Source organism: Rhodanobacter sp. OR92, from assembly GCF_000427545.1.
In the GTDB taxonomy this organism is placed as follows: Bacteria; Pseudomonadota; Gammaproteobacteria; order Xanthomonadales; family Rhodanobacteraceae; genus Rhodanobacter; species Rhodanobacter denitrificans.
This window is the reverse complement of the sequence record NZ_ATYF01000016.1, coordinates 23,456-45,351: the sequence shown is the minus strand read 5'-3', so window position 1 is coordinate 45,351 and position 21,896 is coordinate 23,456. Positions and strand designations below refer to the sequence as shown.

Below are 21,896 nucleotides of genomic sequence, written 5' to 3'. Positions count from 1 at the left end.
ATGGTGGCCGCGGCGGGTCGCAGGGGGCGAGATCGGGGCTGGACGTGCCGAAGGTCAGGAACCTTACCTGCTGCCCTCCTGCAGGCAGCGGGAAGCATTCACTCGCCGACGTAGCTGCGCGGCACGCGCTTCAGGCCGCACAGCAGCTGGTAGGCGCTGCCTTCGCTGTGCGCAGCCAGTTCGCCGACCGGCACCTGCCCGCCCCACAGCTCGACGCGGCTGCCGAGGCCGGCGGCGGGGTGGTCGGTGAGGTCGACGGTGAGCATGTCCATCGACACGCGGCCGACCAGCTCGCCGGGCCGGCCGTCGATGCCGACCGGGGTGCCGTTGGGGGCGAACTGCGGGTAGCCGTCGGCGTAGCCCATCGCGACGACGCCGATGCGGCTGGGGCGCGAGGTGACGAAACGCGCGCCGTAGCCGATCGGTTCGCCTGCCGCCAGCTCGCGCACGCCGATCACCTTCGAGGTCACCGTCATCACCGGTTGCAGGCGGTCGGCGACCGGATGCGGGGCGGCGAACGGCGTGGCGCCGTACAGCATCAGGCCCGGCCGCGCCCATTCGCCCTGCGTGCTGGGCCAGCCGAGCAGCGCGGGGGAATTACTGAGGCTGGCGGGCAAGTGCAGCTCATCGCACACCTGGTGGAACAGCGCGCGTTGCTCGTCGGTGCGCTCGCAGTCCAGTTCGTCGGCGCGTGCGAAGTGGGTCATCGCCACCACCTCGCGCACCTGCGGCATGGCCTGCAGGCGCTGCAGGCTGGCGCGGTAGTCCGTCGCGCCCAGGCCGAGCCGGTGCATGCCCGAATCGAGCTTCAGCCAGAGCGTGAATGGTTTGCTCGGGCGTGCGCGTTCGATCGCGTCGATCTGCCACTCGGCCTGCACCACGCACCACAGGTCGTGGGCGTCGATCAGCGCCAGTTCGTCGGCTTCGAAGAACCCTTCCAGCAGCAGGATCGGGGCGCGAATGCCGGCCTCGCGCAGTTCCAGTGCCTCCTCGATGCAGGCCACCCCGAAACCGTCGGCTTCGCCTTCCAGTGTCTGCGCGCAGCGCACGGCACCATGGCCGTAGGCATCGGCCTTGACCACCGCCAGCGCCTTGCGCCCGCCCAGCTCGCGTGCGAGGCGGTAGTTGTGGCGCAGGGCGGCCAGGTCGATCAGGGCACGTGCCGGGCGCATCAGGCAGGGACTCCCGCGGTCGGGCGCGTACTGTAGCGCGAGATGTCCAGGCCTTCGCGGCTGATCTGCGGCTTGCGCCCCGCGATCAGGTCGGCCAGGTAGCGACCGGAACCGCAGGCCATGGTCCAGCCCAGGGTGCCGTGGCCGGTGTTGAGATAGAGGTTGTCCAGCCGGGTGGCGCCGACCACCGGCGTGCCGTCCGGGGTGGCCGGGCGCAGGCCGGTCCAGAACGTGGACTGGCTCAGGTCGCCACCGTGCGGGTACAGGTCGCCGACCACTTTTTCCAGGGTGGCGCGGCGGCGCGGCGACAGCGACAGGTCGAAGCCGGACACCTCGGCCATGCCGCCGACGCGGATGCGCTGGTCGAAGCGGGTCACCGCCACCTTGTAGGTTTCGTCGAGGATGGTCGAGGTGGGTGCCATCGCCGGGTCGGTGATCGGCAGGGTCAGCGAGTAACCCTTCAGCGGGTACACCGGCAGGCGGATGCCCAGCGGCGCCAGCAGTTGCGGGGTATAGCTGCCCAGCGCCAGCACGTAGCGGTCGGCGCGTTCGAGCTTGCCGTCGATACGCACGCCGGTGAGGCGACTGCCATCGTGTTCGAGTTTTTCCACGGTAGCGCCGAAGCGAAACTCGACGCCGGCCTCCTGTGCCCGCGCGGCAAGCCGGCGGGTGAACAGCTCGCAGTCGCCGGTCTGGTCGTTCGGCAGGCGCAGCGCGCCGCTGAGCTGATCGACCACCCCGGCCAGCGCCGGCTCCACCCGCACGATGCCGGCACGGTCGAGCAATTCGTACGGCACGCCGTACTGCTTGAGCACGGCGATGTCCTTGGCCGCGTCGTCCAACTGCGCCTGGGTGCGGAACAACTGCACCGTACCGAGCTGGCGGCCTTCGTAATCCAGCCCGGTTTCGGCGCGCAATTCGTCCATGCAGTCGCGGCTGTACTCGGACAGGCGCACCATGCGCGCCTTGTTGATCGCGTAGCGGCTGGCGGTGCAGTTGCGCAGCATCTGCAGCAGCCACAGGTATTGCTGCGGGTCGAGGCCGGGGCGGATCGCCAGTGGTGCGTGGCGCATGAACAGCCACTTCAAGGCCTTCAGCGGCACGCCCGGGGCGGCCCACGGCGAGGCGTAACCGGGCGAGATCTGGCCGGCATTGGCGAAGCTGGTCTCGCGGGCCGGCGCGCTTTCGCGATCGACCACGGTCACCTCGAAACCGGCGCGCGCCAAGTACCACGCACTGCACGTGCCGATCACGCCGCTGCCCAGAATCAGTACCCGCATCGCGCTCCCCCTTCCGCCGGTTGGCCTGCGGCAAGCCGCAGGAATGATCCCGACGAGTATAGGAACGATCGGCCAATCTTATTTTCTGTCTTTTGCGATGTTGATGGGTAAAATCACTGCCAGATTGGCAATCATTGGTGAACCCATGGCGGTGAAGCGGCGGGAATTCGACAAAATCGACCGGAAGATCCTCCGCGTGCTGCAGGACGAGGGGCGGATCTCGTTCACCGAGCTGGGCGAGCGGGTCGGCCTGTCCACCACGCCGTGCACCGAGCGCGTGCGCCGGCTGGAACGCGACGGCGTGATCACTGGCTATCACGCGCGGCTCGACCCGCACCTGGTCGGCGCCGGCCTGCTGGTATTCGTGGAGATCAGCCTGGCCTACAAGTCGGGCAACATCTTCGAGGAATTCCGCAACGCCGCGCTGCGCCTGCCCAACGTGCTGGAGTGCCACCTCGTCTCCGGCGCGTTCGATTACCTGATCAAGGCGCGCATCTCGGGCATGGCCTCGTACCGCAAGCTGCTCGGCAACACCTTGCTGACCCTGCCGAACGTGCGCGACTCGAAAAGCTACATCGTGATGGAAGAGGTCAAGGAAACGCTCAACCTGCCGGTGGGCGAGCGTGCGGAACCCACGAGATAGAAGGCGGAACCACCCGCGTAGGTTGGGGTGAGCGCCAGCGAACCCCAACGCCCACATCGCCAAGGACGACCCGATGCGTTATCGAAGAGCCCGCGCCACTGGCGGAACCTATTTCTTTACCGTCAATCTGGCCGACCGCTCCAGCCGCCTGCTGATCGAGCGTATCGACACGCTTCGTCAAGCAGTACTAACGGTAAAGCAGCGGCATCCGTTCGAGATCGTCGCGTGGGTGGTCTTGCCCGAGCACATGCATGCCGTATGGACATTGCCGCCGGGCGACGCCGACTTTTCTACCCGCTGGCTACTGATCAAGGCCGGTTTTTCCCGCACGATTGAACATGGCGAAACCATTCGTGGCTCCCGGCTGCGCAAGGGTGAACGCGGCATCTGGCAACGCCGCTTCTGGGAGCACCAGATCCGCAATGAGAGTGACCTTGCACGGCATGTCGATTATGTGCACATCAACCCGGTGAAGCACGGTCACGTCGCCAAGGCGAGGGATTGGCCGTATTCGTCCATCCACCGATATATCCGTGAGGGAACAGTCACGGCGGATTGGGGATGTGATCCGGATCGTGTTGGGATTGATGGCGAGCGTGGCGGGTGATGTTGGGGTTCGCTGGCGCTCACCCCAACCTACGCGAGTGCCGTAAATCCGTAGGTTGGGGTGAGCGCCAGCGAACCCCAACACCCGACCAAACGAAACAGGCTCCGACATGCGGGGCCTGTTTCACGAGACGACGATGCGGCAACGTTTACGCGAACGGGTCGTCCAGCACGATGGTGTCGTCGCGGTCGGCACCGGTGGCGACCAGGGCCAGGCGGCAGCCGGAGAGTTCCTCGACCGCACGCAGGTAGGCACGGGCGGCGGGCGGCAGCTGGTTCCAGTCGCGGATGCCGGCGGTGGATTCCTGCCAGCCGGGGAATTCCAGGTAGACCGGCTTGCACTCGTCCCAGCCGTCCGCATCGAGCGGGGCCAGTTCGCGGCGCTTGCCGCGGTATTCGTAGGCGATGCACACCTTGACCGTGTCCAGGCCATCGAGCACGTCGAGCTTGGTGATGGCCAGGCCGTTGATGCCGTTGATCTGGGTGGCGCGCTTGAGCGCGACCAGGTCGATCCAGCCGCAGCGGCGCGGGCGGCCGGTGCTGGCACCGAACTCGTTGCCCTTCTTGCGCAGCAGCTCGCCCATCTCGTCGTTGAGCTCGGTCGGGAACGGGCCGCTGCCGACGCGGGTGGCGTAGGCCTTGCAGATGCCCAGCACGTAGTCGATGTCGCCCACGCCGACGCCGGTACCGGCGAGTGCGCCGCCGATGGTGGTGTTGGACGAGGTGACGTACGGATAGGTGCCGTGGTCGATGTCGAGCAGAGCGCCCTGCGCGCCTTCGTACAGGATGTTGCCGCCGTCCTTGCGCACGTCGTGCAGGATGGTGGCGACGTCGTCGACCAGCGGGCGGATGTACTCGCCCCAGGCCAGCGCGTCCTTCAGCACAGCGTCGTAGTCGACCGGCTCGGCCTTCAGCCACTGGGTGAGAATGAAGTTGTGGTACTCGACGGCGGTCTTCAGCAGCGCCGGCAACTCGTGCGGGTACATCAGGTCGGCCACGCGCACGCTGCGGCGGGCGACCTTGTCCTCGTAGGCCGGGCCGATGCCGCGGCCGGTGGTGCCGATCGCCTTGCCGCCGGCGGCGATCTCGCGCGCCTTATCCACCGCGATGTGGTACGGCATGATCAGCGGCGTGGCCGGGCTGATCTTGACGCGCGAACGCACCTCGACGCCGTTCGCTTCGAGCTCGGCGATTTCGGTCATCAGCGCGGCCGGCGACAGCACCACGCCATTGCCGATCAGGCACAGCGCGTCGTCGCGCAGGATGCCCGAGGGAATCAGGTGCAGCACGGTCTTCTTGCCCTTGATCACCAGCGTGTGGCCGGCGTTGTGGCCGCCCTGGAAGCGCGCCACCGCGCTGACCCGCTCGGTCAGCAGGTCGACGATCTTGCCCTTGCCCTCGTCGCCCCACTGCGCACCCAGAATGACTACTGACTTGCCCATAATCTTCTCGCTCAGGTTGGTGGCGTCCCGTCGACGGGACCACGCGTATCAATGAAAAATTTGCAACAGCACCAGGCCGGTCACCATCGCACCGGCGCCGAACAGCCGCAAGGTGCGCGGCGGCAGTTTCAGCGCCTCGCGCACCATCGCCTGCCAGCCTTGCGGTGCCGCGAACAGCAGCAGGCCCTCGATCACCAGCATCAGGCACAACGCGGCAGCCAGCTGGTGCATCGGGGTCGACTCAGCGTTTCTGCGCGGGCTGTTCGAAGTAGCGCAGGAACTCGTCGTCGGGCTTCATGATCAGCACGCCCTTGCCATCCTCGAACGAGCTGCGGTACGCGGCCAGGCTGCGGTAGAAGGTGAAGAATTCCGGATCCTGGTTGTACGCCTGCGCGTAGATGGCAGCCGCTTCCGCGTCGCCCTCGCCCTTCACCTTGGCCGCGTCGCGCTGGGCATCGGCGCGCAGCACCTGGCCCTGGCGATCGGCGTCGGCCTGGATCGTCTCGGCCGATTCCTGGCCGGTGAAGCGCAGTTCGTTGGCCAGTTGCAGGCGCTCGGCGCGCATGCGCTTGTACACCGACTCGCTGACCTCGTTCGGCAGGTCGATGCGCTTGATGCGCACGTCGACCACGGCGATGCCGAGGTTCTTGCGCGCCGAGGCGTCGGTCTGCGCACGCACGCGTTCGGTGATGTCCTTGCGTCCGCCGGAGATCAGGTCGGGCAAGGTGCGCGCATTGAACTCGAAGCGCAGCGCGTCCTTCACGATCGGGGTCAGCCGCTGTGCCGCCTGCAGCTGGTCGCCGCCGGTGGCGCGGTAGTACGCGGCGTTGTCGGCGACGCGCCACTTCACGTAGAAGTCGACGTTGACGCTCTTCTTCTCGGAGGTGAAGTAGCGCTCCGGCGGCGCGTCCAGCGACAGGATGCGCTTGTCGAAGTGCATCACCTGCTGGATCACCGGCAGCTTGAAGTGCAGCCCCGGCTGGTAGTCGGTACGCACGATGCGGCCGAACTGCAGCAGCAGCGCGCTATGCCCTTCGCTGACCACGAACATGCTGTTGAGGCCGAGCAGGACGACGACGAGCGCGACGATGGCGGAACCGATCCTCATCATGGCTGCGTCCCCTTGCCGGCTGCATTGCCGGTCGGTGGCGACACCACCGTACCGACGGCGCCCGCTTCAGGCTGCGCCGCCGGCGAACCCTGCAGCGTCGGCAGGCTGATGATGTTGCGGCCGTTGGAGCCGTCGATCACCTTGGGGTTCTTCGCCATCACCTGTTCCATCGTTTCCAGCCACAGCCGCTTGCGGGTCACTTCCGGCGCCGCCTTGTACTGCTTCAGCAGCAAGTCGAAACGGGCGGCGTCACCGGTGGCCCGGGCCACGCGCTCGGCCTTGTAGCCGGCAGCCTCGGCGGCGATGCGCGCGGCATCGCCGCGCGCCACCGGCACCACCTTGCTGGCGTAGGCCAGGGCGGCGTTCTCGATGCTCTGCTTGTCCTCGCGGGCGTTGTTGACGTCGTCGAACGCGTCCTTCACCTCGTTCGGCGGTGCCACGTTCTGGAAGCTGACCTCGGTGACGCGCAGGCCGGAGTCGTAGGTATCCAAGGTTTTCTGCAGGGTCTCCTGCGCCTGGGTGACCAGGCTGGCGCCGGCGGCGGACAGGATCTGGTCCATGTCGCTGCTGCCGATCACCGAGCGCACCGCGGCCTCGGCGGCGGCGCCGATGGTGCCGTCCGGGTCGTTCAGCGAGAACAGGTACTTGCGCGAATCGTCCACCTGATACTGCACGGTGAAGTCGATCGTGATGATGTTTTCGTCCTTGGTCAACATCGCCACCTTGTCGGTGACCGAGCGGATCCGCGTGGCCTCGACCTTGGTGACCGACTCGATCGGCTGCGGCAGCTTCAGGTGGAAGCCCGGCGGCAAGGTGCGCGAATACTCGCCGAAGCGCAGCACTACGCCGGCCTGGCGCGCGCCGATGATGGTGTAGCTGCTGAACAGCAGGCCGACGATGAGCAGCACCAGCACGCCGGTGAGCAGGCTGCCGGGACCCTGTCCCATTTTGCCCAGGCGCTTCCTGGCGTTGTTGAGCAGATCGTCCAGCGGCGACTTGCCGCCCGGGCGATTCCTGTTCCACGGATCACGTTGCCCGTTGTTGCCGGGTTCATTCCATGCCACGAGTCAGTCTCCTAGGGGCCGTCGGGAGGCCGGCAACCACGGCCGGAACACGCCTTGCACCGGGTTGTACACGAGATTCAGCCAAGGCTGTCGGAATGCTGCGCCGGCCGTCTTTCGGGGCCGCGCAAACAGCGGGGATTCTAGCAGAGCGCGGCAGGCGCCGCGCGCGGTGCACTGGCGTCATTCCGCCACGGCCAGCAACTGGCGCAGCAACCGGGTCTCGGTGGGGTCGCCGCCGCTGAGCGGGGCGATCACGCTGCGCGGTGCGTCGATGTGCAGCTGCCAGCCGTGCTCGTCCACCGTCTCGCCGCTGATCGCGCCGGCGGCCTTGAGCCGCGCGTGCAGGCGCCCAGCCGACAGCGGCAGCTGCAGCGCCGACTGCACACGCTCGCCGCCAAGCAGTTCACCCAGCGCCTGCCGCAGCAGGTCCAGCCCGGCACCGCTGGCGGCGGACAGCCAGACCCGCACCGGCTTGCCGGTGCCGTCGCGCTCGATCCGCGGCTCGGCGCCGGCCAGGTCGATCTTGTTCATCACCTGCAGCTGCGGCACGTCGCCGGCGTCGATTTCCTCCAGCACCTTGTCGACCACGTGATGCAGGCGATCGCGTTCCTCGTCGGCGGCGTCGCTGACGTGCAGCAAGAGGTCGGCGTCGCGCGCCTCGGCCAGGGTGGCGCGGAACGCGGCGACCAGGTCATGCGGCAGCTCGCGGATGAAGCCGACGGTATCGGCCAGCACGGCCGGACCGCAGCTGAGACCCTCCAGCTTGCGCACGGTGGGATCCAGCGTGGCGAACAGCAGGTTGGCGGCGTAGACGTCGCCGGTGGTCAGCGCATTGAACAGGGTCGACTTGCCGGCGTTGGTGTAGCCGACCAGGGCCACGCGCGGCACCGTGTTGCGCAGCCGCGCGCGGCGTTGCTGGCCGCGCTGGGTCTGCACCTTTTCCAGCCGCTTGGTGAGCATCTTGACCCGCTCGCCGAGCAGGCGACGGTCGGTTTCCAGCTGGGTTTCGCCGGGACCGCGGTTGCCGATGGCACCGCCGCGCTGGGTATCCAGATGGGTCCAGCCGCGCACCAGCCGGGTGGCCAGGTGCTTCAACTGGGCCAGTTCCACTTCCAGCTTGCCTTCGTGCGAACGGGCGCGCTGGGCGAAGATGTCGAGGATCAGGCCGGCGCGGTCGACCACGCGGATGCCCAGGTGCTTTTCGAGGTTGCGTTCCTGCACCGGGGTCAGCACGTGGTCGACCAGCACCAGGTCGGCCTCCAGCGCACGCGCCGCCTCGGCCACCTCGTCCGCCTTGCCGGTGCCGATGTAGTAGCGCGGGTTGGGATCTTCGACGCGAGCGCTGATCACGCCCAGCACTTCTGCCCCGGCGGACTTCACCAGCTCGGCGAATTCCTCGGCACGACGCGCGGCATCGCCCTCACCGCGCGAATGCGGCAGGACCAGGACGGCGCGATCGCCTTTCTTCTGTCTATCGAACACTAGTGGGTGTGATCCTTCAGGAGCAGACCCACTTCATGCGGGCGGGCTGCCCTTCTATCAAGCGTCCGCGTCGGCGGAAGCGACCGACGTGTCGGACGGATGCTCGTGGCCCTCATGGCCGTCGTGGCCATTGCCGATGCGAACGTTGCGGCTCGGCACCACGGTGGAGATGGCGTGCTTGTACACCATCTGGCTCACCTGGTTGCGCAGCAACACCACGAACTGGTCGAACGACTCGACCGTCCCCTGCAGCTTGATGCCGTTGACCAGATAGATGGCCACCGGCACGCGTTCGCGCCGCAACGCATTCAGAAACGGATCCTGCAACGACTGCCCCTTGGACATTTCTTGTTCTCCCCTTGCCACGGACAGACCGGAGAAAAAACGCCGGTGGCGCCCCGGTCCAACATGACCGGGATGTTAGCTGCTTTCAAATACTTGATGAAAGAAGATTTTTGCGCGGCGCAAGTGCACTGGGTCACGCTGGCGACGCCAGACCGCCCGGCCCGTCCAGAAACAGCCGTACGGCCGCCGCGGCGCGGGTGGCCAGGCCGGGCTGGTCCGGGTCGAACAGGCGGGCGCCATAGTCGCTGCGCAGCCAGGTGATCTGCCGCTTGGCCAGCTGGCGGGTGGCGTAGATGGCGCGCTCGCGGAATTCGGCCGGATCGGTCAGGCCGTCCAGGTGTTCCCACGCCTGGCGGTAGCCGACCGCGCGGATCGCCGGCAGGTCGGCGTGCAGGTCGCCGCGCGCGCGCAGCGCACGCACCTCGTCCAGGAAACCTTCCGCCAGCATCGCGTCGAAACGCCGGGCGATGCGCTCATGCAGCACGCGCCGGTCGGCCGGCAGCAGCGCCAGCTTGAGCACGCGCCACGGAAAGCGTGCCGCCGTCCCGCCGCGCTGCAATTCGGAAAGCGGCCGGCCGGTCAGTTCGATCACTTCCAGTGCGCGCTGCAGGCGCTGCACGTCATTGCAGCCGATTCGGCCGGCGGCGGCCGGATCGAGGATCGCCAGCCGCGCATGCATGGCCGGCCAGCCGAGTTGCCGCGCTTCGGCGGCCAGTCGCGCGCGGGTCACCGGGTCGGCTTCCGGCAAATCGGACAGCCCCTGCTGCAACGCGCGGAAGTACAGCCCGGTACCGCCGACCAGCAGCGGCACCCTGCCCTGCGCGCTGATCCGCTGCATCGCTGGCAGCGCGTCGGCGCAGAAATCCGCCGCCGAATACGGCTGGCCGGGATCGCGGATGTCGACCAGCGCATGCGGATGGCGCGCCAGCGTCGCCGGGTCGGGTTTCGCCGTGCCGATGTCCATGCCGCGGTAGACCAGCGCCGAATCGACGCTGACCAGGCCCAGCGGAAACCGCTCGCTCAGCTCGCAGGCCAGCGCGGTCTTGCCGGAGGCGGTGGGGCCCATCAGGAAGATGGCGAGGGGGCGGGTGTCGAGCGGCATCGCGACAGTTTAAGGGTTGCCGCAACGCAAGAGGCCCGCGTCGTCGACGCGGGTCCCGGTGCTGGCGCGAACGAGCGGCTTACTTCGCCGGCACGCCCATTTCCTTCAGCAGGTTGTCGGCGTGGTCGAGGTGGTGCATGACCCACAGCATGTAGCGCACGTCGACCTGGATCGAGCGGTTGAGCTGCGGATTGAACAGCCAGTCGCCGCTGACCGACTCCCAGTTGCCGTCGAACGCCAGGCCGACCAGTTGGCCGTTCGCGTCCATCGCCGGCGAGCCGGAGTTGCCGCCGGTAATGTCCAGGTCGGCGAGGAAGTTGACCGGCAACGTGCCCAGTTTCGGCGAGGCATAGCTGTCGAACGCCTTCGCCTTGATCGCGGCCAGCTCGGCCTTGGGCGAGTTGAACGGCTCGATGCCGGTGTCCTTCTCGACGATGCCCTGCGCGGTGGTGAACGGCGCGTAGCTGACGCCGTCGCGCGGCGCCACGCCCTGCACATTGCCGAAGGTGACGCGCAGCGAGCTGTTCGCGTCCGGATAGACCGGCAGCTTCTGCGAGTTCTTCCACGCGATCATCGCCTGCATGTAGCGCGGACGCAGCTTGCTCATCTCGCCGGCGCGGGCATCGCCTTCGTCTTCCAGCGTCTTCAGCTGCGGCTGCACCGCGCGGGCCAGCCTGAGCATGCTGTCGCCACTGGCGTCGATCGCCTTGCTTTCGGCGCCGAACCACTTCATGCGCTCGTCGGCGTTGCCGAGCTTGCTGCCGGCATACAGCGCCGCGACCTTTGCCTTGATCGCCGCCTCGGTGTTCGCCTCGCCCAGCCACGCGTCCAGCGCGGGCAGGCGCTGCGCCGGCGGCAACGCCACGTAGCGCGTGAGGCCGTAGACCATGAACTGCTGATCGACGCCCGGGTCGTAGCGGCGGTCCATCTGCTTCAAGCCACCCTCGATGCGCACCCAGTCGCGCTGCTGGTAGCCGGCATCGCGCTCGAGGTCGGCCTTCGGGCGCTCCTTCGCCAGGTGCGTCAGGCGCACCGCGGTACTGAACAGCGAGGCGCGGCTGACCAGACCAATGGCCAGGTCGCGTTCGCGATTGGCCCGGTCGGCGGCGATCTGCTGGCGCAACTTGCCGATGTCGGCCGCCAGTGCGGCGTTCCCAGCGCCGCCCTGCTGCTTCAGCCAGGCCTCCAGCTGCGCTTCCTGCGCGCGCTTCACCGCCACCGCGTCGGCGCGGCGCAGGCCTTCGAGCTGGCCGCCGAAGTTCTTCAGGTAGTTGTTGAGGCCGGCGACCATGCTGGCATACTTCACCGCCACCTTGGGATCGGCCTTGCCGGCGGTGTTGATTATGTTCAGCGTGTGCTCGTACACCTTGATCTGGGTCGGGTAGACCCAGTCGATCGAGCTCTGCACCTCGTCGGCGAGGCGGTAGCGGTTGGTGCGGCCCGGGTAGCCGACCACCATCACGTAGTCGCCTGCTTCCACGCCCTGCGGGTTCACCTTCAGTACGTGCTTCGGCCGGTACGGCACGTTGTCCTTCGAGAAGGCGGCCGACTTGCCGTCCTTCGAGACGTAGGCGCGCAGGTAGCCGAAGTCACCGGTGTGGCGCGGCCACATCCAGTTGTCGACGTCGCCGCCGAATTTGCCGATCGATTCCGGCGGCGCGTAGACCAGGCGCACGTCCTTGATTTCCAGCTGCTTGATCAGCTGGTAGCTGTAGCCGCCATGGAAGGTGTAGACGTCGCAGCGGTAGCCTTCGCTCTCGCACGCCTTGACCTGTTCCTTGGTCGCCTGCTCGATCGCCTTGTAGCGCTCGGCGCCGCTCATGCCGTCATTGAGCTTGGCGGTGATCGCCGTGGTGACGTCACGGATTTCCTCGGTGACGAAGATGCGCGCGGACGGGCCCGCGGAGAGTTCGTCGGCCTTCGTCTTCGCCAGGAAGCCCTGCTCGATCAGGTTGTTTTCCGGCGTGGAGTTCAGCTGCAGCGCGCCGTAGACGCAGTGGTGATTGCTCACCACCAGGCCTTGGGGCGAGACGAAGGAGGCGGTGCAGCCGCCCAGGCTCACGATCGCGCCCATCGGGTAGGCGGTGAGGTCGGTCAGCGTCTTCGGGTCCAGCTTCAGGCCGTGCTGCTGCAGCGTGGCGGCGATGCCCGGTAGTTGGGCGGGCTGCCACATGCCTTCGACGGCATGGGCGGACGAGATGAGGCCGACGGATACGGCGGCAGCGAGCAATAGACGACGCACGGGAATCTCCTGATGAAAGCCGGCTCCGGGAAGCCGGCAACAGTGACGCAATAACTTGCGACTTATGCCCGAGCCGGCTGACCGCGGCATATGCCGCAAGTCATGCCTGCGACATTCAGCCGGCCGGCACGCCCAGTTCCTGCAGCAGCCAGTGCGCCGGATAGACCTTGTCCATCAGCCAGCGCATGTAGCGCAGGTCGACGTGGATCGCGCGCTTGTAGCGCGGGTCGAACATCCAGCTGGCGCTGACCGCCTCCCAGTTGCTGTCGAAGTTGAGTCCGACCAGCTCGCCCTTCGCGTTCAGCACCGGCGAGCCGGAGTTGCCGCCGGTGGTGTCGAGGTTGCTGAGGAAGTTCACCGGCATGCTGCCGGACTTCGGGTCCAGATAGCCGGCGTAGTCACCCCTGGTGATCGCGTCCAGCAGCGGCTTCGGTGCATCGAACGGCGCCACGCCGGTGTTCTTCTCGACGATGCCGGCGGTACTGGTCAGCGGCGCGTAGCCCACCGCGTCGCGCGCCTTCAGCGCCGTGACCTTGCCGTAACTCACGCGCAGGGTGGCGTTCGCATCCGGATACACCGCGCGGCCCTGCTGCTCGCGATAGGCGATCAGCGCCTGCATGTAGGCCGGGCGCAGCCGCAGCAAGTCGCCTTCGCGCGCCTTGCGTTCGTCGTCGATGCGCAGCAGCGCGGGCTGCAGTTTCGCCGCCAGTTGCAGCAGGCTGTCGTCGGCCGTGGCCAGCGCCGCGGCGTCGGCGTCCATCCAGCGCAGGCGCTGCGCTTCGTCGCCCAGTGCCGTGGCGGCGTAGACCCGATCCAGCGTGGTCGCCAGCTCGGTCGGGGTGCGGCCGAACGCGGCATCGAATTCCGCCACGTGCTGCGCGGCGGGCAGTTGCTGATAGCGGGTCAGCAGCGCCGTCAGCAGGCGCTTCTCGACCGCCGGATCGTAGCGGCGCTGCACCTGGCGCAGGCCGCTGGCGATCAGCTCCTCGTCGCGCTGCTGGTAGCCGTTCTCGCGTTCGGCGTCGGGCTTGCCGCGCTCATGCGCCAGCCGTTGCAGGCGCAGCGCCGAGCGCAGCAGCTGGGTCTGCGACTGGAGCAGGCCGAGCAACAGATCGCGCTCGCGGCTGGCGTTGCCCGCGTCGATCGCCGCCATCGCCGCGTCGATCTGCGGGCGCAGTGCCTTCGCCGTGCCCTGCTTGTCCAGCCAGGCCAGCATCGCCGCCTCGTCTTGCTGTCGCACCGCCACCGCGTCGCTGCGCTTGAGGCCTTCCAGCTCGCCGCTGAAGCGCTTGATGTTGTTCTTCAGCGACTGCAGCTGCGAGGCGTAGCGGATTTTTGCCTGCGCATCCTTCTCGCCGGCGTCCTCGATCACCTCCTGCAACTGCTTCATCGCCGCCACCGATGCGGGCAGGCGCCACTGCACCTGGTCGGCGAACTCGGCGGCGCTGCGATGGCGGTAGGTGATGCCGGGATAACCGGCCAGCATCACGAAGTCGCCCTCGTTGACGCCTTCGCGGGCGATCTTGAGATGCGCGGGCGGCGTGTACGGCCGATTGTCCTTCGAGTAATCCGCCGGCTTGCCGTCGGGGCCGACGTAGGCGCGCAGCACGGTGAAGTCGCCGCTGTGGCGTGGCCACACGAAGTTGTCCACCTCGTCGCCGTAGTTGCCGATCGCGCGCGGCGGCGCATAGACCAGCCGCACGTCGCGCAGCTCCAGCTGCTTCACCAGGTAGAAGTCGCGGCCGTAGAACATGGTGGCGATGCTGCAGCGCATGCCGTCCTCGCGCTCGCAGGCGGCGACCAGCGCCTTGCCCGCCGCATCCACCGCGTCGTAGTAGGCGCGGCCGGTCTTGCCGCGGGCGTGGGCCAGCACCCGGTCGGTGACCTGCTCGAAGCCGACCGTGACGCGCAGGCGGAAGTCGGGATTGGCCGGCAGCTCCTCGCTGCGGTCGGTCGCCACGTAGCCCTGCTCGATCAGGTTGCGCTGCGCGTTGCTGTTGTACTGGATCACCCCGAACGCCACGTGGTGGTTGGTCAGCACCAAGCCCTGCTCGCTGACGAAGGCGCCGGTGGCGCCGCCGACCTTGACCACCGCGCTGAGCGGCGGTCGGGTCAGGTCAGCCAATGCGGCAGGATCGCCTCGATAGCCGGCCGCCTTCAACGGCTGGCCGATCGACGGCAGCTGCGACGGCATCCACATGCCCTCGTCCGCCTGCGCCAGCGGGCTCAGCGACATCGCCACCGCAGTGGACCACAGCATCCTCTTCAATCGCATCGAACCCGCCCTCGTGAGCAATCGCATAAACTTGCGACCATAGTTTGCCCAGGTGCCGCCGGCAAGATCCCGGTCCGGCAGCGGTCGCCCACGGCCGCGCTCTATAATTGCTGTTTCCCCGCCCGCATCGCGGGCCAACCGATGGATTCCCCATGCCGCAGACGATGAAAGCCCTGGTCAAGCGCAAGCCCGAGCAGGGCATCTGGATGGAAGAAGTGCCGCTGCCCGAGGTCGGCCCGAACGAGGTGCTGATCAAGATCGAGAAGACCGCGATCTGCGGTACCGACCTGCACATCTACAAGTGGGACGAGTGGAGCCAGCGCACGATCAAGCCGGGCCTGACCATCGGCCACGAGTTCGTCGGCCGCATCGTGGAGGTCGGCCCGGGCGTCACCGGCTACAAGGTCGGCGACCGCGTCTCCGCCGAGGGCCACATCGTCTGCGGCCACTGCCGCAACTGCCGGGCGGGCCGCCAGCACCTGTGCCCGAACACGGTCGGCATCGGCGTGAACCGCAACGGCGCGTTCGCCGAGTACATGACCATGCCCGCCTCCAATCTGTGGCCGATCCCGGACCAGATCCCGTCCGAACTGGCCGCGTTCTTCGACCCCTACGGCAATGCCGCGCACTGCGCGCTGGAGTTCGACCTGATCGGCGAGGACGTGCTGATCACCGGCGCCGGCCCGATCGGCATCATCGCCGCCGGTATCGCCAAGCACGTGGGTGCGCGCAACGTGGTGGTCACCGACGTCAACGACTACCGCCTGAAGCTGGCCGCCGACATGGGCGCCACCCGCGTGGTCAACGTGGCCAACCAGTCGCTCAAGGACGTGATGAAGGACCTGCACATGGAAGGCTTCGACGTGGGCCTGGAAATGAGCGGCAACCCGCGCGCGTTCAACGACATGCTCGACTGCATGTACCACGGCGGCAAGATCGCCCTGCTCGGCATCCAGCCCAAGGGCGCCGGCATCGACTGGGACAAGGTGATCTTCAAAGGCCTCACTTTGCAGGGCATCTACGGCCGCAAGATGTACGAGACCTGGTACAAGATGACCCAGATGGTGCTCACCGGCTTCCCGCTGCAAAAGGTGCTCACCCACCAGATCCACATCGACGACTTCCAGAAGGGCTTCGACCTGATGGACGCGGGCAAGTGCGGCAAGGTGGTCTGCTCCTGGAGCTGAACGAGCGCGGACGATTGCGGCCGCCTGCCGTCGCCAGTTTCACGGCATCTGCGTAAACTTCCTGCGGCCGGTCGCTGCCGGCTGCAGGAAGTGCCCGGCGGGTGCCGCCGGTCCATGACGCCACCGGAAAGTCCGCATGAACGCCCTTCGCTCCATGGCAGGTGCCCGCCTGGCGGCGGCCCGCGACAAGGCCCGGCAGCTGTACCGCTCGCAGCGTGCACGCAAGGCCGCGCTGATCGCCGCCATCGTGCTGGTGGTGTTCGGGTTGCTCGGCTTCTTCGCCGCCCCGCCGATCATCCGCGCCCAGATCGAGAAGCGCGCCAGCGCGGCCCTGTCACGGCCGGTGACGCTGGGCGGGGTGCACTTCAACCCCTACACCCTGCGCCTGCAGTTGGACCGCCTGCACATCGCCGACCGCGACGGCCGCTCGCCGTTCATAGACGTCGACCAGGCGGTGATCAACGCCTCGTGGACCTCGCTGCTGCGCCGGGCGCCGGTGCTGGACGAACTGCGCCTGCAGCACCCGCAGATCCGTATCGTGCGCACGGCGGACGGGCGCTTCAACTTCACCGATCTGCTGGAACGCTACGCCTCGAAACCCGCGGACCCGGAGGCGCCGCCGGCGCGCTTCTCGCTGTCCAACATCGCCGTGCACGCGGGCGACCTCCGGTTCGACGACCAGTTGGGCAAGGCCAGCCACCACGTCGAGCAACTGGAACTGGGCATCCCCTTCATCGCCAACCTGCCCAGCGACACCGACGTGTTCGTGCAGCCGCTGCTGGCCATGAAGGTGGACGGCAGCCCGCTGCACATCGACGGCCAGACCAGGCCGTTCGCCGATACCCGCGAAGCGGTCGTGCATTTCCAGTTCGAGCAGCTGGACCTGCCGCGCTACCTGGCCTACGCCCCTGCACCGCTGCCGCTGGCCATCAGCAAGGGGCGGCTCGGCGGCAAGCTGGACCTGCACTTCGTGCAGACCCAACCCACGCCGCAATTGCAGCTGACCGGCCATCTGCAGCTGGATGACTTCGCACTGGCCAGCAACCACGGCGATCCGATTTTCGAACTCGGCAATGGCAGTGCCGAGCTGGCCGACGTGCAGCCGCTGCTCTCACGCTACCGGCTGGGCGCGCTGCGGCTGGACCAGGCCCGGCTGCACTACACCCGGGGCGCCGGCGGCCACAGCAACTTCGACAGCCTCACCGTCGGCCCGGCACCGGCCGCCTTCGCCGCCAAGGCGACGCCGACCGACCTGCGCATCGCCTCGCTGGCGCTGACGAACAGCGCCATCCGCTACACCGACGCCACGCAGCACGAACTGGCCATCGACAATCTGCACGGCAGCCTGCAGGGCCTGAGCCTGCAACCGGCACCGGTCGGCCGGATCGACCTGGCTGCCCGGCTCGGCGGCGGCGTGCTGTCGGCCAAGGGCACACTGGATCTGGCCGCCGGCCGGCTGGCGGCCCATCTCGCCATCAGCCAAGTGGACGTGGCCCCGCTGCAGGCGGCGGCGCCGCCGATGGCCGCACGAGTGACCCAGGGCAAGCTCGACGCCGATGGCCAGCTGCGGCTCGACTGGGGCAAGGCCGTCAACGTGCAGCTGACCGATGCGCGCACCACGGTGAGCAACTTCGTGCTCGAGGCAGCCTCGAAGGAGTACGGCGCCCCGCTGGCCTGGCACCAGCTGCAGGCGGAGATCCGCCTGGTCGACCTGGCCGACCGCCAGGCGCAGCTGGGCACGGTCACCGCCAACAAGCTCGACCTGAAGGTACGGCGCCAGCGCAACGGCGCGATCAGCCTGCTGGGACTGCTGGCGGCACCGGGCAGCCAGCGCAAGGCCGCAGCGGATCCCGGACCGCCCTGGCACTGGAACATCGCCCACCTCGGCCTGGACGATGCTGCGCTCGACTTCACTGACCTAGCCGCCGGCGCCAAACCCGTCGCCGTGCAGCTGAAATCGCTCAAGGGCGGCATCGACAATCTCGGCGACAAGCTGGGCGAGGCCCGCCCGTTCAAGCTGGAAGGCGCCATCGACCGCGGCACGTTCGCCGCCGCCGGCACGCTGCGCCCCTCGCCATTGGGCGCCGACCTGCAGCTGGACACCCGGCGGCTGGACATCGCCCGCTTCGAGCCGTACATCAGCGTGCCGCTGAATGTCAGCGTGGCCGACGCCAGGCTCACCAGCAACGGCAAGCTGCACTACGACGGCCGTGGCGACACGCCGACGCTGCGCTACCGCGGCAACGCCGCGCTGGAACGCGTGCGCGTGCAGGACAAGCTCAGCGGCGACGACTTCCTGCGCTGGCGCACGCTCAGCGCCTCCAGCCTCGACGCCGAGATCGGCCATGGCGCGCCGCGCGTGCACGTCGGCACGCTGACGCTCACCTCGTTCTACGCGCGCATGATCATCAACGCGGACGGCAAGCTGAACCTGTCCGACGTGGTCGCCTCGCCCGAGGCCGCGCCGGTGTCGGTGACCCGCGCCGCCGCCACGCCGACCGCGCCACCGCCGAAGCCCGCGACGCCCGCACCGGCGGCGGCCACCGGTACGTCGCTCACGGCAGCCGCGGCACCGGCGGCGTCCCCGGCCGACATCCATATCGGCGGCATCACCCTGGTCAACGGCCAGCTCAACTACACCGACAACTTCATCAAGCCCAACTACTCCGCCAACCTCACCAAGCTCACCGGCCGGATCGACGCGTTCGGCACCACCCCGGGCGATCCGCCGGCCGAGCTGTCGGTGCAGGCGGCGCTGGACGATGACTCGCCGGTGGACATCGACGGCAGCATCAACCCGCTGCAGCCGGTGGCGTTCCTGGACATCAAGGGCAAGGCCAACGAGGTGGAGCTCACCCACCTTGCCGCCTACTCCACCAAGTACACCGGCTACCCGATCACCGCCGGCAAGCTCAACATGGACGTCCACTACGTGCTGGATCAGCGCAAGCTCGATGCGGACAACCACATCTTCATCACCCAGCTCACCTTCGGTGCGCGCAACGAGAGCCCGGGCATCAAGCACCTGCCGGTGAAGCTGGCGGTGGCGCTGCTCAAGGACACCCAGGGCAACATCGACGTGAACCTGCCGGTGTCCGGCTCGCTGGACGACCCGCAGTTCAGCCTGGGCGGGCTGATCTGGCGCGCCATCGGCAACCTGATCGCCAAGGCCGCCACCGCGCCGTTCCGCCTGCTGGCCGGCGCCTTCGGCGGCAGCCATGAAGACCTCGGCTACGTCGAGTTCGCGCCGGGCTCGGCGGTGCTCGACGCGAAGGCGCAGGAGCGCCTGGGCAAGGTCGTGGCGCTGCTGCAGCAAAAGCCCTCGCTGAAGCTCGGCATCATCGGCCGGGTCGACCCGGGCAAGGATCAGGACGGCCTGCGCAAGGTCACGGTGGACAACCTGGTGCGCCGCGAGAAGGCGCTGGACACTGCGGGCAAGAACGCCGACACCTCGGATGCGGCGCTGGCCGCGGTCAACGTCACCCCGGACGAATACGAGAAGTACCTCCGGCGCGCCTATCGCCACGACGACATCCAGGACAAGCCGCGCAACTTCCTCGGCCTGAAGAAGTCGCTCGAACCGGACGAGATGCGCAGCCTGATGGAAACCAACGTGCCGGTGGATGCCAAGGCCATGCGCACGCTGGCCGAGCGCCGCGCCGCCGCGGTGCAGGCCTGGTTGGCGGGCAAGCTGGACGACACGCGCGTGTCGCTGCAGGAACCGAAGCTCGACGCCCAGGGCATCGACGACAAGGGCAAGACCACGCGCGTGGATTTCAGCCTGAAGCAGTAGCGCGCGCAGGCGCCGGCGCCGTGGCTTCCTTCCCAGCACGGCGCCAAACGGTCAAAATAGCGCTTTGCCCACCGGCCGGAATCCCCCATGAGCTACTCAGCCAAGGCGCGCTACGCCAGCGAACTCGACGCCATCCGCGACCAGGGCCTGTTCAAGGCCGAGCGCATCATCGTCTCGCCGCAATCCGCCGAGATCGAGCTGGAAGGCGGCCGCAAGGTGTTGAACTTCTGCGCCAACAACTACCTCGGCCTGGCCGACCATCCTGCGGTAATCCAGGCCGCCAAGGATGCGCTGGACAGCCACGGTTTCGGCATGGCCAGCGTGCGCTTCATCTGCGGCACGCAGGACCTGCACAAGCAGCTGGAAGCGAAGATCGCCGCGTTCTTCGGTACCGAGGACACCATCCTCTACGCCGCCTGCTTCGACGCCAACGGCGGCCTGTTCGAGCCGCTGCTGGGCGAGCAGGACGCGGTGATCTCCGACGCGTTGAATCATGCCTCGATCATCGACGGCATCCGTCTGTGCAAGGCCAAACGCTACCGCTACGCCAACAGCGACATGGCCGACCTGGAGCAGCAGCTGCAGGCGGCCGACGCGGCCGGCGCGCGCACCAAGCTGATCTCGACCGACGGCGCGTTCTCGATGGACGGCTTCATCGCCAAGCTCGACCAGATCACCGCGCTGGCGGCGAAATACGACGCCATGGTGCACATCGACGAATGCCACTGCACCGGCTTCCTCGGCGACAGCGGCCGCGGCTCGGCCGAGGTCAACGGCGTGATGGACAAGATCGACATCTTCACCGGCACGCTGGGCAAGGCGCTCGGCGGGGCGCTGGGCGGCTTCACCACCGGCCGCAAGGAAGTGATCGAGCTGCTGCGCCAGCGCTCGCGCCCCTACCTGTTCTCCAACTCGCTGCCGCCGCACGTGGTGGCTGCCGCGATCAAGGTGTTCGACATGCTTTCCAGCGCCGGCGAGCTGCGCGAGAAGCTCAAGGAAAACACGCGCTACTTCCGCGAACGGATGACTGCCGCCGGATTCGACATCAAGCCGGGCGTGCATCCGATCGTGCCGGTGATGATCTACGACGCGCCGAAGGCGCAGGCGATGGCCACTGCACTGCTGGAGGAAGGCATCTACGTCACCGGCTTCTTCTACCCGGTGGTGCCGCAGGGTCAGGCGCGCATCCGCACGCAGATGAGCGCGGCGCATACCCGCGAGCATCTCGACCGCGCGATCGCCGCCTTCACCACGGTGGCCCGGAAGCTGGGCGTGATCGGCGGCTGACGATTGCATCATTTCGCAACGGCACGGCCCGCCGGCTTTTGACAGCAAGAGCGACGGGCGATGCCTGCGCTACAGGGACGGCACTCGGCCTTTGCGGGCGTCGAGTGCGCCCACTTCGTCGGCACCCAGCCGGCGCCACTGGCCCTTCACCAGTTCGCCCAGGACCAGCGGCCCGATCGCCACCCGGATCAGCCGCAGCACATCGAAGCCCAGCGCCGCCAGCAACCGGCGGATATGCCGGTTGCGACCTTCGTCGAGTACCACCTCCAGCCAGGCATTCTTCTCGCCCGCGCGCAGCAACGTGACCCGGCGCGCCTTCAGCAGGTCGCCACCCTCGTGGATACCCGTCAGCATCGCCGCCAGCACCGCGGCATCCGGCTGGCCGGCCACCTGCACGTGGTAGGTCTTGTCCAGGTGCGTGGCCGGATCGGTGATGCCGGCCGCCCAAGTGGTGTCATTGCTCAGCAGCAGCAGGCCTTCGCTGGCCTTGTCCAACCGCCCCACCGGCCCCAGCCACGGCAGGCCGGCGGCCGCCAGCGCGGTGTACACGGTAGCGCGGCCATGCTCGTCGGCCGCACTGACCACGAGTCCGCGCGGCTTGTTGAAGGCGACATAGACGTATTCGGCCGACTTCACCGGCTGGCCATCGACGGCAACCTGCTGCCGATCGATCAAGGTCGGCTGGTACGGATCGCGCACCACCCGCCCGTCCACGCTGACGCGACCGGCACGGATCCACTGTTCGGCTTGGCTGCGCGAGCAGGCACCCAGCTTGGACAGCACGCGGGCCAACCCATGCCGTGGTGGCTGCACGGACGCAGCAGAAGGCACAGCGCGAGAAGGAGGCGGACGGGGCATCGCGCTA

General features: G+C 67.9%; 17 protein-coding genes. 5 read left to right on the top strand and 12 right to left on the bottom strand.

Translation table 11 applies throughout. The annotated features are described in order from the left end of the window. Positions 1-98 precede the first annotated feature (98 nt). On the bottom strand, positions 99-1,172 hold the full coding sequence (gene alr / locus RHOOR92_RS0109905; RefSeq protein WP_007509837.1) for an alanine racemase: 1,074 nt from the start codon (positions 1,170-1,172) through the stop codon (positions 99-101). Continuing rightward, on the bottom strand, positions 1,172-2,452 hold the full coding sequence (locus RHOOR92_RS0109900) for a D-amino acid dehydrogenase (protein ID WP_007509840.1): 1,281 nt from the start codon (positions 2,450-2,452) through the stop codon (positions 1,172-1,174). The genes alr and RHOOR92_RS0109900 overlap by 1 nt, the downstream gene beginning before the upstream one ends. A gap of 145 nt (positions 2,453-2,597) precedes the next feature. Here RHOOR92_RS0109900 and RHOOR92_RS0109895 point away from each other — a divergent pair, with 145 nt between their 5' ends. Next, on the top strand, positions 2,598-3,095 hold the full coding sequence (locus RHOOR92_RS0109895; RefSeq protein WP_007509842.1) for a winged helix-turn-helix transcriptional regulator: 498 nt from the start codon (positions 2,598-2,600) through the stop codon (positions 3,093-3,095). 73 nt (positions 3,096-3,168) lie between these two features. Beyond that, positions 3,169-3,702, top strand: coding sequence for a transposase (locus tag RHOOR92_RS19265; RefSeq protein WP_007509844.1), 534 nt, complete (start codon positions 3,169-3,171; stop codon positions 3,700-3,702). A gap of 148 nt (positions 3,703-3,850) precedes the next feature. Here the strand turns inward: RHOOR92_RS19265 and RHOOR92_RS0109890 are convergent, their stop codons facing one another. From RHOOR92_RS0109890 to RHOOR92_RS0109850, 9 genes are all read right to left on the bottom strand, one after another. Then, positions 3,851-5,143, bottom strand: coding sequence for an adenylosuccinate synthase (locus RHOOR92_RS0109890; RefSeq protein WP_007509846.1), 1,293 nt, complete (start codon positions 5,141-5,143; stop codon positions 3,851-3,853). A gap of 48 nt (positions 5,144-5,191) precedes the next feature. Continuing rightward, positions 5,192-5,374 carry a DUF2065 domain-containing protein gene (locus RHOOR92_RS0109885; protein WP_007509848.1) on the bottom strand — a complete coding sequence of 61 codons (183 nt, stop codon included), beginning with the start codon at positions 5,372-5,374 and terminating at the stop codon, positions 5,192-5,194. A 10-nt stretch (positions 5,375-5,384) separates the two neighbouring features. Beyond that, positions 5,385-6,254, bottom strand: a complete 870-nt coding sequence (gene hflC, locus RHOOR92_RS0109880; RefSeq protein WP_027483981.1) for a protease modulator HflC — start codon at positions 6,252-6,254, stop codon at positions 5,385-5,387. Beyond that, entirely contained in the window at positions 6,251-7,318 is a 1,068-nt protein-coding gene (gene hflK, locus RHOOR92_RS0109875; RefSeq protein ID WP_007509851.1) for an FtsH protease activity modulator HflK, read from the bottom strand. Before hflK ends, hflC begins: the two co-directional genes overlap by 4 nt. 180 nt (positions 7,319-7,498) lie before the next feature. Then, positions 7,499-8,800 (bottom strand): ribosome rescue GTPase HflX, encoded by a 1,302-nt coding sequence (gene hflX / locus RHOOR92_RS0109870; protein WP_027483983.1) that lies wholly within the window; start codon positions 8,798-8,800, stop codon positions 7,499-7,501. A 57-nt stretch (positions 8,801-8,857) separates the two neighbouring features. Next, positions 8,858-9,145, bottom strand: coding sequence for an RNA chaperone Hfq (gene hfq, locus RHOOR92_RS0109865; protein ID WP_007509855.1), 288 nt, complete (start codon positions 9,143-9,145; stop codon positions 8,858-8,860). A gap of 133 nt (positions 9,146-9,278) precedes the next feature. Beyond that, positions 9,279-10,247 (bottom strand): tRNA (adenosine(37)-N6)-dimethylallyltransferase MiaA, encoded by a 969-nt coding sequence (gene miaA, locus RHOOR92_RS0109860; RefSeq protein ID WP_007509858.1) that lies wholly within the window; start codon positions 10,245-10,247, stop codon positions 9,279-9,281. Between the two features lie 79 nt (positions 10,248-10,326). Next, positions 10,327-12,489 (bottom strand): S46 family peptidase, encoded by a 2,163-nt coding sequence (locus RHOOR92_RS0109855; RefSeq protein WP_027490160.1) that lies wholly within the window; start codon positions 12,487-12,489, stop codon positions 10,327-10,329. 115 nt (positions 12,490-12,604) lie between these two features. Next, positions 12,605-14,764, bottom strand: coding sequence for a S46 family peptidase (locus tag RHOOR92_RS0109850; protein WP_027490159.1), 2,160 nt, complete (start codon positions 14,762-14,764; stop codon positions 12,605-12,607). Between the two features lie 152 nt (positions 14,765-14,916). On the opposite strand from RHOOR92_RS0109850, the gene tdh reads away from it, so the two are divergent. The 3 genes from tdh to kbl all read left to right on the top strand — a co-directional run bounded on the left by tdh (position 14,917) and on the right by kbl (position 21,031). Then, complete coding sequence (gene tdh, locus RHOOR92_RS0109845) at positions 14,917-15,951, top strand: L-threonine 3-dehydrogenase (protein ID WP_015447474.1); 1,035 nt, start codon at positions 14,917-14,919, stop codon at positions 15,949-15,951. A 136-nt stretch (positions 15,952-16,087) separates the two neighbouring features. After that, complete coding sequence (locus RHOOR92_RS0109840) at positions 16,088-19,744, top strand: DUF748 domain-containing protein (RefSeq protein WP_027490158.1); 3,657 nt, start codon at positions 16,088-16,090, stop codon at positions 19,742-19,744. Between the two features lie 87 nt (positions 19,745-19,831). Beyond that, the gene (gene kbl / locus RHOOR92_RS0109835; protein ID WP_007509868.1) at positions 19,832-21,031 is read left to right on the top strand and encodes a glycine C-acetyltransferase; all 1,200 of its coding nucleotides are present in this window, start codon (positions 19,832-19,834) and stop codon (positions 21,029-21,031) included. 69 nt (positions 21,032-21,100) lie between these two features. Here the strand turns inward: kbl and RHOOR92_RS0109830 are convergent, their stop codons facing one another. Continuing rightward, positions 21,101-21,889, bottom strand: a complete 789-nt coding sequence (locus RHOOR92_RS0109830; protein ID WP_051281181.1) for a pseudouridine synthase — start codon at positions 21,887-21,889, stop codon at positions 21,101-21,103. Positions 21,890-21,896: the final 7 nt, after the last annotated feature.